The 14,558-nt window shown below is 40.8% G+C and carries 13 protein-coding genes; 4 read left to right on the plus strand and 9 right to left on the minus strand.

Features of this window, described 5'->3' with window-relative positions; genetic code table 11:
- Positions 1-92: 92 nt before the first annotated feature.
- Positions 93-2,474, minus strand: a complete 2,382-nt coding sequence (locus H6H03_RS05450; RefSeq protein WP_190954134.1) for a beta strand repeat-containing protein — start codon at positions 2,472-2,474, stop codon at positions 93-95.
- A gap of 855 nt (positions 2,475-3,329) precedes the next feature.
- On the opposite strand from H6H03_RS05450, the gene H6H03_RS05455 reads away from it, so the two are divergent.
- Positions 3,330-4,100 carry a class I SAM-dependent methyltransferase gene (locus H6H03_RS05455; protein ID WP_190954135.1) on the plus strand — a complete coding sequence of 257 codons (771 nt, stop codon included), beginning with the start codon at positions 3,330-3,332 and terminating at the stop codon, positions 4,098-4,100.
- Positions 4,101-4,313: 213 nt separating this feature from the next.
- On the opposite strand, the gene H6H03_RS05460 is transcribed toward H6H03_RS05455, so the two are convergent.
- Both H6H03_RS05460 and H6H03_RS05465 read right to left on the minus strand, forming a co-directional pair.
- On the minus strand, positions 4,314-5,144 hold the full coding sequence (locus tag H6H03_RS05460) for a class I SAM-dependent methyltransferase (RefSeq protein WP_190954136.1): 831 nt from the start codon (positions 5,142-5,144) through the stop codon (positions 4,314-4,316).
- Between the two features lie 207 nt (positions 5,145-5,351).
- Positions 5,352-5,813: a hypothetical protein gene (locus H6H03_RS05465; protein ID WP_190954137.1), complete on the minus strand. Its 462-nt coding sequence runs from the start codon at positions 5,811-5,813 to the stop codon at positions 5,352-5,354.
- Positions 5,814-6,061: 248 nt separating this feature from the next.
- Between H6H03_RS05465 and H6H03_RS05470 the strand changes: the two genes are divergently transcribed.
- The gene (locus H6H03_RS05470; RefSeq protein ID WP_242057814.1) at positions 6,062-6,334 is read left to right on the plus strand and encodes a hypothetical protein; all 273 of its coding nucleotides are present in this window, start codon (positions 6,062-6,064) and stop codon (positions 6,332-6,334) included.
- A gap of 199 nt (positions 6,335-6,533) precedes the next feature.
- On the opposite strand, the gene H6H03_RS05475 is transcribed toward H6H03_RS05470, so the two are convergent.
- The 3 genes from H6H03_RS05475 to H6H03_RS05485 form a co-directional block, all read right to left on the minus strand.
- The gene (locus H6H03_RS05475; RefSeq protein WP_190954138.1) at positions 6,534-7,091 is read right to left on the minus strand and encodes a DUF1634 domain-containing protein; all 558 of its coding nucleotides are present in this window, start codon (positions 7,089-7,091) and stop codon (positions 6,534-6,536) included.
- Position 7,092: 1 nt separating this feature from the next.
- The gene (locus tag H6H03_RS05480; RefSeq protein WP_190954139.1) at positions 7,093-7,929 is read right to left on the minus strand and encodes a sulfite exporter TauE/SafE family protein; all 837 of its coding nucleotides are present in this window, start codon (positions 7,927-7,929) and stop codon (positions 7,093-7,095) included.
- Positions 7,930-8,039: 110 nt separating this feature from the next.
- On the minus strand, positions 8,040-8,669 hold the full coding sequence (locus H6H03_RS05485) for a cadmium resistance transporter (RefSeq protein WP_190954140.1): 630 nt from the start codon (positions 8,667-8,669) through the stop codon (positions 8,040-8,042).
- A gap of 26 nt (positions 8,670-8,695) precedes the next feature.
- Here H6H03_RS05485 and H6H03_RS41155 point away from each other — a divergent pair, with 26 nt between their 5' ends.
- Positions 8,696-8,827: a hypothetical protein gene (locus H6H03_RS41155; protein ID WP_277926145.1), complete on the plus strand. Its 132-nt coding sequence runs from the start codon at positions 8,696-8,698 to the stop codon at positions 8,825-8,827.
- Here H6H03_RS41155 and H6H03_RS05490 read toward each other — a convergent pair.
- Positions 8,808-10,259 carry an APC family permease gene (locus tag H6H03_RS05490; protein ID WP_190954141.1) on the minus strand — a complete coding sequence of 484 codons (1,452 nt, stop codon included), beginning with the start codon at positions 10,257-10,259 and terminating at the stop codon, positions 8,808-8,810. The two genes, H6H03_RS41155 and H6H03_RS05490, sit on opposite strands and share 20 nt — an antisense overlap.
- Before the next feature lie 602 nt (positions 10,260-10,861).
- Here H6H03_RS05490 and H6H03_RS05495 point away from each other — a divergent pair.
- The gene (locus H6H03_RS05495) at positions 10,862-11,515 is read left to right on the plus strand and encodes a hypothetical protein (RefSeq protein ID WP_190954142.1); all 654 of its coding nucleotides are present in this window, start codon (positions 10,862-10,864) and stop codon (positions 11,513-11,515) included.
- Between the two features lie 465 nt (positions 11,516-11,980).
- On the opposite strand, the gene H6H03_RS05500 is transcribed toward H6H03_RS05495, so the two are convergent.
- On the minus strand, positions 11,981-13,381 hold the full coding sequence (locus H6H03_RS05500; protein ID WP_190954143.1) for a glycoside hydrolase 100 family protein: 1,401 nt from the start codon (positions 13,379-13,381) through the stop codon (positions 11,981-11,983).
- A 167-nt stretch (positions 13,382-13,548) separates the two neighbouring features.
- Positions 13,549-14,358 (minus strand): SDR family oxidoreductase, encoded by an 810-nt coding sequence (locus tag H6H03_RS05505; RefSeq protein WP_190954144.1) that lies wholly within the window; start codon positions 14,356-14,358, stop codon positions 13,549-13,551.
- Between the last annotated feature and the right edge of the window lie 200 nt (positions 14,359-14,558).

The raw sequence follows: 14,558 nt of genomic DNA on the forward strand, positions 1-14,558 counted from the left end.
CTACTCAAGAATTATACAGCGCACTTGTTCATTAGACTTCTTGCAGAAGTGGGAAAAGCACTTTTGCAAGAGGTCTATTGCCGATTTAATCTTTAGAATGCAAAATTAATCGCGTTTTTCAAAGCAGCCACTGACACATTATTGACCTGAATATACTTAATTGCATGACCCCCACCAGAGGAACCATCTTGGTCAATTAAGACGATGGCATTAGTTCCCTGAGTCTTAAAGTTCAAGTACCCGCCAGCGATCGCACTGGCAAAGTCCAAGGTCAGACCATATTGCTGGAAAAGTTGCCCCAGCACAATCTTGTCTGTACCTAATTCAAAGTCAGCGATCGTATCGCCCGCATCCTTAATATTTGTATAAACAAACGAGTCTGCACCCGCACCACCTGTGATGAAATCTTTCCCTTTGTAGCCAGTAATAATGTCATTGCCAGCAGTGCCATAGAGAGTGTTGGGTTTACAGTTGCCATTGATAACATTGACTTGGACTTCAAATGCACCAATGTCCACCTTGCCATCGGAGATCCGACTAAAGCTTGAACCGCGCTGGTCAAAAGGTATTGGTTCGGTGGTATTGTCGTCGCCATCTAGGTCTGTGGTATCAAGGGGCAGATCTGCGTTATTACCACCGTTAATGGCTTTGCTACCTGTGACGAGTGCATGAGTTTTAGTTGCACCACCGTTGTCTCGTAAGGTGGTATCTATGATCTCTGTAATCGGTACGTCTAACTGTTCGTTAGCATCAAAGCCTGTACTACCATTAATGCTGCCAATCAGGTTAAAGCCATTGCTGAGAAAGTTGCCGAACACATCCGAGTTGCTGGTATTTATTGGATCGTTTTTGGAAGGGTCAAAGTTACCAGCAATTATGCTATTGCTTACTATTACGATGCGGTCGTTGTAGATGCCACCGCCAGAGTTTGCCGTATTACCAGTTATAGTAGTGTTCAACAGATTTATACGACCTAAGTTAGCTATACCACCGCCAGTCCCATCTGCCGTATTCCCACTGATAGTACTGTTGTTTACTGTTACATAAGCGGACTGAAGGTTGGAGTTAATAGTAATATAGATACCACCGCCACTGTATGCCGTATTTCCATTGATAGTACTGTTGTTCACTGTCACATTACCAAACAACGCATAGATACCGCCACCGAAATTATCTGAAGTGTTGCTGCTAATAGTGCTGTTATTTACCGTCAAGCTACCAGAATCGTTCAAGATGCCACCACCAACACCATCTGCCGTGTTGCCACTGATAGTACTGTCGCTTACTATCAATGTGTTTCTATTCAAAATACCACCACCCTCAAATGTAGTATTTTCACTGATGATACTGTTAGACATCGTGAGGAAACCACCGTTAGCTATACCGCCGCCACTGCCCGCTGACGAGTTGCCACTAACAGTACTCTTAGTTAGTGTTAGGGAGCCATAGTTAAGAATACCAGAGCCGAAAACTGAGTTATTGCGACTTATGATGCTGTTAGCCACCGTCATAATGCCACTGTCAGCGTTGTAGATACCGCCTCCCTGAGACGCTTCAGAATCACTGACAGTACTGTTGATTAACGTTAAAGAGCCAGAGTTATAAATGCCACCACCGCCGATAAAATCGTCAAACGCTTTAGAGTCACTGATGGTACTGTCGCTTAACGTTAGGTAGCCAGAGTTATAAACGCCACCACCCACAAATGCAGTGTTGCCACTGATGATAGTGTCAGATATCTTCATGACACCACTGTTAGCTATACCACCGCCATATAAATTATCACCAAAATCTCTTGAGGAGTTGTCACTAATAGTACTATTGGTTAGTGTTAGGGAGCCAGAGTTAAGAATACCAGAGCCAAAATCTGATTTATTGCGAGTGATGATACTGTTAGTCACCGTCATAGTGCCACTGCTATAGATACCACCGCCTCTAACAGCCCCATTAGAGTCACTGACAGTACTATCGCTTAATGTTAAGGAACCAGAGTTATAAACGCCACCACCTAACTCATTTATCGACGTGTTAGCACTGATGATGCTTTTAATCACCGTCATAATGCCACTGCTAGCGTTGTAGATACCGCCTCCCTGAGAAGCTTGAGAGCCACTGACGGTACTGTTGCTTAGCGTTAGGGAACCAGAGTTATAAATACCACCTCCTTCTCCAGAGTTGCCATTGTCAATAGTCAGCCCTTCAATTTCTACAGTGACACCACTACCGATCTCAAACACACGACTGGCATTGTTACCGCTAACTGTGAGTAAATCTGCACCTGTGCCCTTGATGCTGAGATCGTCTGTAATCACCAGGCTACTACCACCGAGAGTAATCAAATCAGCGATGTCGTCGGCGAATAGACCATCAAAATTGATGATGTCTAATCCAGCTGAAGTATTGGCCTGTGATATTGCTTGCCGTAGCGAACCACTACCGCTGTCTTGTGTGTTGCTGACTGTAAATGTAGACATTGATGGTGTTACTCCTAATTTTTCGATCGGGCATCCAGATGACTCTAAAGCTCATACTTGTAGCAGTGAATGGCACTAAGAAAACGTCAAATGTCGTCAGGGCAAGGTGTTGGGGGTAGGGTGTGGGGTGTAGGGAAAGATCGAGAACAGTTCAACAACAGTAAATATAAGTACGGACACAAATAAATCTCTGGCTCACTACTGTTGTTTACTACACCCGACACCCGATACCCCAACCCAAAGCCTTATAGATAATCGGTTTGCCGTTAACTTAGTGCCATTCCTTGTAGCAGTAATTTTCCCAAATATTGTTTTATTTATTACCCGATATTGACCAGTAAGTACTGGTGCTATTTTTCTCAAAATTCCTGGTCATGCAATGACAGAGGAACACACACTTTGGTTTGATATTAATAGAGTCGATTTCCCAAGACAACGCTTTTTTGAAGGCGTCAAAATTATTTTTTATCAGCAATTTTGAGAAAAATCACTTTCTATAATACAGCTTTTTGCTTGATTTAAGTATATTGTTACAGTAATTTTACGGTTGTTCAAAAAGGGATACATTAGACTTGTTGCAGAAGTCGGGTAAAAAGGAAGAAAGAAAAGGTAAAGCAATAGAATTTTCCCCATACGCATGATTTATTCTTGACCCATAAATTAAGTAAAATAGTTAACTTCATACCTCCGTTTTCCCTAAATTTTCAGCATAATTTCTAATTGACAAAATAAAGATTGTCTTAATCTCTCACTAATGCTCTATATTGATTAGTGGGAGACGTTACATATAATTAGAACTCAAGGAAAATGGGGATTAGAGGGAGATACTCACAACTAACCAATGACTCCTAACTTATGAAAATTGATTTTGGTGCAACTGCTGTTGATTACGCAAAACACCGCGCTGGTTTTCCCAATTCATTATTTAACAAACTGTCTGAATATGGTATTGGTTTACCAGGGCAGAACATTGTTGACCTGGGTACAGGAACAGGAACGCTAGCACGGGGTTTTGCTAATAGAGGTGCTTATGTGATTGGCATCGACCCATCAGTTTCACTTCTAGAACAAGCTAGACAGTTAACCGAATCAGCCCAAATTAAAGTAGATTATCGAGTTGCCACTGCTGAGAATACTGAGTTATCAGATGCAAGTGCTGATGTAGTCACCGCTGGACAATGTTGGCATTGGTTTGACCGTGTACGTGCTGTCAAGGAAATTACCAGAATACTGAGAGCGAATGGTTTAATTGCGATCGCTCATTTTGATTGGATACCTTTAAAAGGTAATGTCGTTGAAGCAACAGAACAACTTATTAAGGCTCATAATCCCGCGTGGAATCTCGGCGGCGGTAATGGATTGTATCCCCAGTGGTTACAAGATATTGGAGAAGGCGGATTTCGAGACATCCGCACATTTTCTTACGATGTATTTGTATCTTATACCCATGAAGATTGGCGGGGACGAATTCGTGCTAGTGCAGGCGTGGGAGCGAGTTTGACACCAGAAAAGGTAGAAATATTTGACCAGGAATTAGCGTTATTACTCGAAGCGAAATATCCTACACCAATTCTGCAAGTGCATCATCGAGTGTGGGCAGCGATCGCTAAATCACCGCAACCGTAGTTATAATTGCAACTTGCATAGAAATTTGCTGATTAAGTTAGAGTGCGAGTGGAGAGAGAATTGGTAAGTAGAACAGGGTAAAAAAACCAAAATATGTAACGAAAAGTAAAGTTGCCCAAAAAGCTCTTCCCTTCTGCCTTTTGCCTCCTGCCTTGTCATAACGACAATTTTCAACACCGACCTACTTATAACCACCTTGGCTGTTGCTATAACTCATGGTTTCCGGCCTACAGCCAAAACCACAGAAGCGGGAATCTGAATAACATTATCTGTAGCGTACTTCTTGGCTCCCTGAATAATCGCATTCTCGATATCGTGACTTTGCTCTTGGGTTTGCATTGCCAACATCGGCCCAAGACGTGCCGAACTTGCAATAATCGTTGGCATTACATCCTGTGATTTAGAGAAAGTCCATGTTATTGGCAATTCGGTGACAGACACCGACGTAAATCCGCTGGCGCTTAAAATCTTTTGGCATTCGTCGGGGTCGCCGAAACGAAACAGTGGCGGCCCTGGAGGTAAATCCACGTCGATGATGCCATAAGTCTGCACTGCTCCCAGAATCAAGGCCATGAAAGGATTGCGTGCTGGTGGTGTCCAGCAAGTGAAGGCATAGCGCCCACCTGATTTGAGGACTCGCAAAGACTCGGCGATCGCTTTTTCTGGTTCAGGAAAATGCAAAATGCCCAAATTACATACGACCGCATCAAACTTATTAGACTCAAAGGGAAGGTTCTCGGCATCTCCAAGGTGAAATTCTATTTGAGGAAATCGCGATCGCCCAATCACTACCATATTCTCAGCGTAGTCTAATCCAGTAACTATAGCCTGTCGCTTCAATGCCGCCGCACTCAGCCATCCCGTACCACAGGCGACATCGAGCAATCGACTACCAGATCCGGTTTCTACAGCATCCAATATGCCTTCATTAGCTTGAGACGTTACATGAGCGATCGCTCCATCATATCCTTGAGCCACCCTGGAAAATCCCTCACGCTCAAACTCTTTGAATGCTTCGCGATCGATGGCAGGGTCACCCATCATTTTTTGCTCCTTTCCTTTAAAAAAAAATATAACACCTCCGTAAATCCTATATGTTTACATAGCAGTTAAACCATACTTTAGGACATAAGCTGACCATCAAACACAGACATCAATAGCCTTTCTTTGCCTGTTGCCCATTGCCTGTTGCCCATTGCCCATTGCCTGTTGCCTCCTATCTGAAAATGAGAAGGTTAGGAAGAAACTAATTTAACCGTTGGAGAATAAAACCGGAGAATCGAGAATTTTCAATTGGATCAATACCAAAATCAACAAGGTATAAACTGTTGAAGAAATTAGACCAGTAAATAACTCTTTTTTGAGGTTATGCTCTTTGGGTTCTTTTTGAAAGATGTCCTTAGAACCAAATTGCATCAACAGAATTCCCACAATATTGGAGAGCCAATACCCTATAATGGAACAGGGTAAAAGTAATTTTGGGGAAAGTAAACTGCATCCATAGCCAAAAGCATAAGCTATTGGCAGATTAAAAAGTAAGTCATTCCACCAACATAGTGGTGACAATAAATATCCCAGTACTAGAAAAAACCCACCTCTAAGCTTTTTGAAAATATCTCTTTTGAACTCCTTTGAAATAGCTGGCTCTAACTGCTCAGTCATTGTCTGGTTTTCGAGGCTCAACTCTTGACTCACTTTTTGGACGTTTTGCATAAAAACCCACTATTCCTACCTACTTAGTGTAGTTTAATCTAAAAAGTAGGCCAAAGTCTAGTACACAAGCGATACCATTTTGGGCTGTTGGCACTAAAAGCTCTACCAATTGTCATTGGTTATTAGTAGAGACGTGATTAACCCTTGTCTGTACAATAGTCTGCACATCTGTTGGATGTATATAGCAGTTGCAAAAATCTCAAATAATAATAGCTACAATAAAACTACTGAACTATCTGAATAGGAAAATGACAGATTTAACTGCAAATAACACATTTGTCATAGCAGGAATTGTGTTTGTAACAATTGCTGTCATCGGGCAATCTAAATTAGGTTTTATTGAAATTAATCCAGGTTGCTTTGGCAGATTCTTGGCTTTAATTATTGGGATTTCAAGCCTTTTATATGCGGTGGGATTATTCAATTTTTCAGTAGCCAATCTTGATTCATTAAGAACTTATTTGCTAGAACTAATTCAACAGAGTCTAAGCTCAATTAATGAACTTTTACAAGGTTCATAATGATTGGTAAAGATTGAAATTTGGGATTAAGGGTAAAGGTGTTAATAAAACTCCAAGAAATAAGTTAGTACTACTTGTAGGGTGGCTTGGAAAGGCCACCCAATCAATAGGGCGGGCGAGACGCCCACCCCACAATAGTTAATTGGATATTTTTTGATTTGTCAGTTCCTAATTTAGCCTTGAACTATTGTAAGTAGAATTAATAATACGCTCCGAGAAGGCTGTAAGTCAGACTAGCTAGTACTAATAGAGTAACAATTACATAAATAAATTCTCGCTTTATTAGAAAAGCCAATAAAGAAATTACTACCCGTAAAATTGGAGTAGCAATTAGTAGTAATAGTCCCAGTTGAATAATACCGCGGTCGCTACCTGATAAAACTGCTTGCACTACACCAACTGGCGAGCGAAATTGTAATGGTTCTCCACGAAAAAACTGATATCTAGCAGGTTCAGCACCGTGATGAATCAAGTAGAGGATACCCCCCAATAAAACTACAGCACTAGCTATTAAAACGCCATATTTAAGTAGGTTACTGAGCAAATATTCTAATTGTTGTTCGCTTGATGTTTTCGTTACATTCTTGTTAGCATCAATTTCAGAAGTATCTGATAATTGCGCCACTTTGTTAACTTGCTGTTCTTCTAACTTCTCAATATCAGAGTGTGAATTTTCTGGTGATAAGGTTAGTGCAATTACTTTACTCTCTGGCTGTGCCGATAATGCCCAGCGAAAACCAGCATTTAATTTATACATTCTACAGCCCCCCTATTAAATTGTTGTAGACCATCTTTAAGGCCATTACCACTAGCACAATGCTGAAAATAGTTCTTAAAATCTCTGTTTGTGTCCCTGCAAGGACTCGTGCGCCCAAAAAAGCACCAGGTAACACTCCCAACATTACCGGCATGGATAGTCCCGGATCGATATAACCTCGTGCTAGATAAACTCCGGCTGAGGCTGCTGCTGTCACGCCGATCATAAAATTGCTAGTAGTGGTAGAAACTTTGAAGGGTAGACGCATGGCTTGATCCATTGCTAAGACCTTAAATCCGCCGGAACCAATACCCAGCAATCCAGAAAGCACGCCAGCTAAAATCATCATGCCAAACCCCATTGGTACTGAATGAACTTGATAAGACATCAGTCCATCAGGAGTTGGATAACTGTTATTTAGTTTTAGATAATTTGCTAGAGGATCTGCGGGTTCATCTTCAGTGTTTTCTATTCTTGGTCGTTGTGAAAGGTATGCTGAATAAATCAGAACGATCGCCAATACAATAGTTAGTGCTTTGACAGACACAAAAGTAGCAATTATCGCACCGACGATGGCGCCGACAGTTGTCCCTACTTCTAAAAACATCCCCAATCGCAAATTGGTATAGCCTTTTTTAATGTAAGTAGATGCTGCACCCAACGAAGTAGCGATTACAGATACTAGAGAAGCACCAACCGCATATCGGATATCGACGCCAAATACTGAAGTTAATAAAGGGACAATTACTACTCCACCCCCTAACCCAGTTAACGCGCCTAAAAAGCCAGCACTAAATGAACCGAGCCAAACTAATAAAGAAAATTCTAAAATTGACAAATTTAATACCTCTTTTTTTTAATGTATAACAGGATGCCAAATAATTTTTTGTATTCTTTAAAACTTAAACGACATTGACTATTGTAGAGACGCGATTAATCGCGTCTCTACTAATGACCAATGATTAATGACAAACTACCGCTATCCACAATGATAAAAGCGCCTAATCCCATTAAGACAAAAGGCATAAAATCGTTACCGTAACGAGTTAAAAGGGTGGCGATCGCAGTATTATGGGTTAATTTGTACGCTACATAGCATAGAAATCCTACTAGCATAAAAAACACTCCCAGAATTATTAGCAGACTCTCCCAAGTACTGCTAGCAAATAAAGGAACATAAATACTAATATTGTCAGTACCATTAGCAAAGGTGACTGCTGCTACGCTGTAAGTTTGAAAATTGAGAAATTTACTTAAATACGAGCTTTCAGACTGCTCTGTTTCTGTTTCTTCTGATTCATCATCTTCTCTATTTAGCAAGCACTTAATACCAATTGCTATGGGTACTAAACCAAATAGTCCAATCCAAGGTTTTGGTAAGATTAAGCCGCCAAAGAAAGCAGGAAGGCTAGCCATTACTAACGCTGTAAAACCTAGATACTGACCAGTGACTATATGCCAACGTCGAAGCTTAGCATTCACCTGGGAAAAAAACAGCGTCAAAATAACAATATCATCGATATTTGTGGCACTGAAGGCAGCTGCACCTGTACTAATTGCAGTAACTAATCCGCTCATATTAATTTTAGATTTTAGATTTGGGCATGGGGCATGGGGCATGGGGCATGGGGCATGAAGAGGTGTGGGAGGATGGGGAAGAAATCTTTCCCCCCACACTCCCCACACTCCCCCATCTCCCCAGTCCCCAGTCCACAATCAATTCCTGTTATCGCTGAATCTGTTGTGAATTTCTTCAATGCCTTGGCGCATTTTCACAACCAGGTTTGGAGAACGTAGTCTTTTGATGATGAACCACCCACAAGTGGCAAGTATGTATAACAAAAACAAGTAGGGGAAAGTATTGTAAGGAGCTTCGGGAACTGGAAAAAGTGTACTGCCAGGAATTCCTACGCTACCTAAAACCGGAATCATCATGAATCCAACTCCGAGAACAGAAAACACCACATCTCGCCGCCGAAGTTTTCTAATTTTGTATAGGTAAACTGGTGCTGCGACGGAAATCAGAATGTACACCGTTAAAAATCCATAGCTACAAATTGCCCCTAAATAGCCCATACTCTCGAACAACTTGATGTTAAATAGGGACATAACAGCAGGCACGAAAAATGTAATCAAAGAACACATCGTGACTGCAACATGGGGTGTTTTATTGGATGAGTGTGCTGTTCCCAATGAGGAATGGAATACACCATGACGTGCCATCAGGAAAGATACTCTAGCGGCTGGGTTGATACTGCCAAGGATGCAAGCAAAGAAGCTAAATAAGGCACCCAAACCTACAAGTTGCCCCAAAAAGCCAACTCCTGCTTGTTGGGATAAAAAACCTAGAGGTTCTTCAGTTTGACTTATGGAGACGCCAGTACCACTAAACCCTAAGACTTCTATATAGGTTGTTGATATGTAGAACAGACCCGCGAGGATAACGCTACCCATTACAGATTTAGGGATTGTTTGTAATGGTTTTTTTGCTTCATCACCCAGCGATGTAGCACTTTCAAAGCCAGAGAAAGCAAACATTACCAATACAAGTCCTGTGGCCACACTCCCTGGAGTCGTACCAGAGAGGGTTAGTTGGGACATATCCAACGCAAAACCTTTGTGTGCCCAAATAATGATGCATAAGATTGCAATCAATAGGACTGAAGCTGCTTCCATCCAGAGCATCGCGACAGCTGAAAGTTGGATATCTTTATAGGCTGCATACCAGGAAATTCCTGCGCCGATCGCCAGCAATGTAAGACTGGAGGGATGAATGCCCAAATGACCAATTAAGACACCGCTGAAGTTGGCAAAACCGCACAAAACAGACATCCCTGTAAATAAATAAGCTAACACCAAACTCCAACCGCAAATCACACCTGCTGTGGAACCAAGTCCTTTAGAAATATAAGAGTATAGCGAACCTGGAGAAGCCGAGCGACTAGCAAATTGGTTGATGTTGATACTCACAAATAATAGCCCCATCAAACCAATCAGAAAACTCAGCCAAGTGCCGTTTCCTGAAAGTGCAACGATTAAACCAATATTAGATGCTGGTATTGTCGTCGGTGCAATTACAGCAAAAGATTGGGCCAATACTTCTGAGAAAGAAAGACAATCTGGTTTTAAACCATGAATACTTTGATGGGATGATTTTTCTGTTTTCATTGAGTAAGTTTTAATCTCTGAAAAGACGCATATATCGATAGAGTTACAGGTAATTAAATCTGATTTTTTGAGTAAAATTATCCTTTGACCAACCGCCGATTTATAGTTATGGGTATTGATATATCTTTAACTTACATACTTATGTCTTTAGTCGTATTTCTCTAGATAGATTTAATACTACCTGATGTATTTCCTACAATCAAGCATTAGTAAAAATTTGAACTGAATTTTTATTTGCAAAATATTTCAAATTAATTTTTTCTAATGTATATCATAAATTAAGTTAAAAATAATACCCGGTTACTCGCTAGGAATTATTGGAATTAAATTTTTATAGATGGCGAAATCCTTGCAAAAGCTGGCAAATAGAATACAGTTCGGCATATTACTTAAAAGTAGATGTATAAATTAATTACTAATTTGGTATTTTCAAAAAACCATTTAAATGATATGTAAAACAGAAATTAATACTTGTAATCTCCCAAAAAACCGATGACTTAGGGGTGATTTTTGAGAAAGATTTAAGATTTAAGATTAGTTATGATGTTGACAATTGTGTTTAAAATGTCATCAGCTGCAATCTTTAAAATTTGGAAAAAAACATGAAAAACTTTAAATATTTTTTGATGGCGGTTTTATTACTTGTAAATTTAGTATTTGCTGAACCTTCCTTAGCCGATCGCCCGGAATATTCGGAAAATCCCGATTATATAAATTTGACTGAAGAGTTAAATAATTTGCAAACTCTCAAAGAAACACAAACTAAATTAGAGGGTGCAACATCAGAGCAAATTGACCAAAAAATCAATGAGTTAGAGTTGCAAAAATACGCCTTTGAATCAGGAATCGACTGGGGGCAATGCAGTAATCAAACAGGGAAGACTCTAGCTATCTATGGGCCCGAACCAGATGTTGATGATGATGAATATTCCGAAGGGGCTGCACTGTATTTTCTGGGAAATGGTGAGACAACTCAAGATAGATGGAATTGTAAGGGAGTTTATCTACCAAATGATGTTACAGCGATCGCTTCCGGCGCAGGTGGACAACAAGAAGAATTGCCTGGTGGTGTTGCGATTAAAGTTCCCAATGGAACTAACTTAGTTTTGAAGGCGAATCCAGATACTGGAGCGATCGAATTCAATCAAGCTGGTACTAAAATCTTGAAAGCTGGTGAAGCGAATTGGTTTATTCCAAACGTATCCCAAAATATTGTAGATGCGCGAGTAACTAACGCACCGACTAAAAAGGCTTAAAGTTTTCGTATATACAGCAGTTTTCTTTTGCATGAGGTACAAAGTCACTGGTTTTGAGGCAGGAGGCAGGAGGCAGGAGGCAGAAGGCAGGAGGCAGAAGAATAATTTGATTTCTGAATCTTTGGTTCTATACCTCATTTAGTTGCAAACTGCTGTAAATTACTGCTTTACTAATGGCCAGGGTGTTGACTGTTAACTGTTAACAGTCAACAACCATCACTAATATTTTTCACGACTCAAATAGGATTGCTGCTAATTGAGGATTTTATGACTGAGCAATATGACACTGTTGCTGGTATTTAAGTAGAACAGCGTAAAAAAACCAAAATATGTAACGAAAAGTAAGTTGCCCAAAAAGCTCTTCCCTTCTGCCCCCTGCCTCCTGCCCCCTGCTTCCTGCCCCCTGCCTTGTCATAACGACAATTTTCAACACCGACCTACTTACGAGCGTCCGTTTAGCTGATGTTATATGCTACAGCCAGGGCCTTCAAGACCTTCTGGAAAACTGATTAATTCCAAGTAATCTGGATTTGCTAGTAATTGTTTTGCTGCTAGTAATCCGGCAATGCTCCAAGTTTGATAAATTCTGGCTTCCTTGCCAATCAAACGCCCATTGTTGCCATCATAATATTCCGGGAATTTATCTTCAAATAAACGACTTTCAGCAATGGCGATCGCTTCTTGGGCAAGTTCTATCCTACCTGTTTTTATTGCCGCAGCGGTAAATATCCACAATAAAACAGGCCAGTTACCACCATTGTGATAAGACCAAGCAATGTTCTTAGTGTCACATCCTGTAACAATTCTCCACTCTAAACCTTCCAAAGCCGGAAAGCAGATTTTAACAGGCATGTAGCCAATCAAGTTTTCCCAGCGTTCGGCGAACAAATTCATGATGCTTTGAGATTCTGTATCGCTTGCCAGGGAAGCTAAGATTGCCATCAGATTCCCCAAAGTAAAAAAGCGAAAATCCATTCGTCCCGGCCCCAAATTCCCGGCTAAATATCCTCCAGTGTCCGGTAACCACTCAGTCAACCAACTGGGAATAGATTCGGAATGGATGTTGAATTTATTCGCAACTTCTTTACCAAATTCGTTACCTTTGTAACGATAAATTTCCCGCAATCGTTGTACATCTAGCCAATAATAATTGCGGATATGATATTTTAAAGCTCCCAATCGCCTATTAACTTTACCCAGATAATCACCATTGCCATCTGGTAAAAGTAATTCCTTAGCTGCCCTCAATGAGGCATAAAATAATACCTGAATTTCTAAAGGATGTTCGTAAACTCCCAGACGACGGTCAATCATAAACGCGCCATCGGGAACTAACATTGTTGGGTACATGGAAAAGCGATGTACCAAACAAAGATCTAAAATTAACTTGATTCCTCCTTGAAAATCTGGTTGACGCGCCAAAGCCAAATCGCCTGTAGCTTTTTCATAAGCACGTAGCAGCAGAATCCACCACATACAAGAATCAACTGGAGGAACGCGAGCGATCGCTTGTTCGCCAAAATCAGCAACCAAAAATTCCTCGCTTTCAATGGATTGGACTTTGAAACTGGCAGGCATTAACCCTGCTCCCGGCTCAAAGCAATCCATCTGCTTTTCATGACTTTGTAATTTCAGTGTCTCTATTAAAAAATTGCGAACAATCTCTGCTTTGCCGTGCATCAAAAACACTAAAGCAGAAGGCACAAAATCCCGAAGAAAACACTGGTCATAATTGAGTAAATCTGAATGTGGATCGTGAGCGGCTACCGTACCGATGGGTTTTCCTTGATAATAAATTATTGACTTTTCCAGAAATTTCCAAGCTTCTGCTTCTAGCAAACTCTTGTTATTGCTCGTGGGAGTCATAGGTGTGTAATTCCACTAATGGTATGTATAGCAGTTGAAGCAGAATTTAGGGAATAAATCGAACTAAAAGCCTTATATCAAGAGACTTTCGCAAGCCTATTGCCTATTGCCTATTGCCTGTTCCCTGCTATATCGGCTCAATCGTGGAAAGCACGCCCGCTCAACTCTTAAGCCGACCAGGTTTCCCGGAAATCAGCATACAGAGTCAATCCACCATCTACAAACAGCGTTTGTCCGGTGATGTATGCTGCCTCATCCGAAGCTAAAAAAGCCACTGCGGCTGCCATTTCTTCAGTAGTGCCAGCCCGCCCCATTGGGATGTGACTTTCCACGATCGCCTTTTTTTCAGGGTCATTTGTCCAGGCTTCATTCATTGGTGTGATTGTCGCTCCGGGGGCAACGGCGTTAACACGAATACCTTGGCTAGCATATTCCAATGCTAAACTTTTGGTCATATTTTCCATCCCGCCTTTGCTAATAGAATAACTGATATACATCGGTCGAGGAATAATTTCGTGAACGCTGGAAATATTAATAATCACTCCCTGACGATTAGCAGACAGTAGGTGTTTAATAGTTTCACGGGCGCAGAGATAAGCACCCCGGAGATTGACTGCAATCACTCGGTCAAAATCTGCTGTGGTAACTTCATGAGATGGACTTTCTGTTTGAATACCAGCATTGTTGATGAGAATATCTAAACTGCCAAATTCCTTAACAACAGTGTTAACCATCTCAACAATGTCTGATTCTTGGGAAACATCTCCCTGAACCAACAACGAATTCACACCACAACTTTGAATATCTCCACAAGCTTGTTGTAATGCCATTTCTTGTGTTTCTGCCGCAGCTTCAGGGTCTTTGCGGTAATTGATAGCGATATTGCACCCTTCTTGAGCAAGTTTAATGGCGATCGCTTGACCGATACCTGATGTTGCACCTGTAATTAAGGCATTCTTTCCTTTTAACCCTATCATATTTTCTCACTCCAAGGATTTTAGATTTTAAATTTTAGATTAAAAGTCTTAATTACTAACTTGTAAAGTAGAATTCCAAACAATAAGTAGATGACAAAAATATTTACACTCATTGCGAACAATTACAATGATATTGTGTAATGAATTTTTTCACACTACTTACTACTTTGTGGAATTTGGTATTAATCAAAGAATTTTGG

Origin of the sequence: Nostoc paludosum FACHB-159 (assembly GCF_014698835.1) — a bacterium.
GTDB classification, from domain to species: Bacteria; Cyanobacteriota; Cyanobacteriia; order Cyanobacteriales; family Nostocaceae; genus Nostoc; species Nostoc paludosum.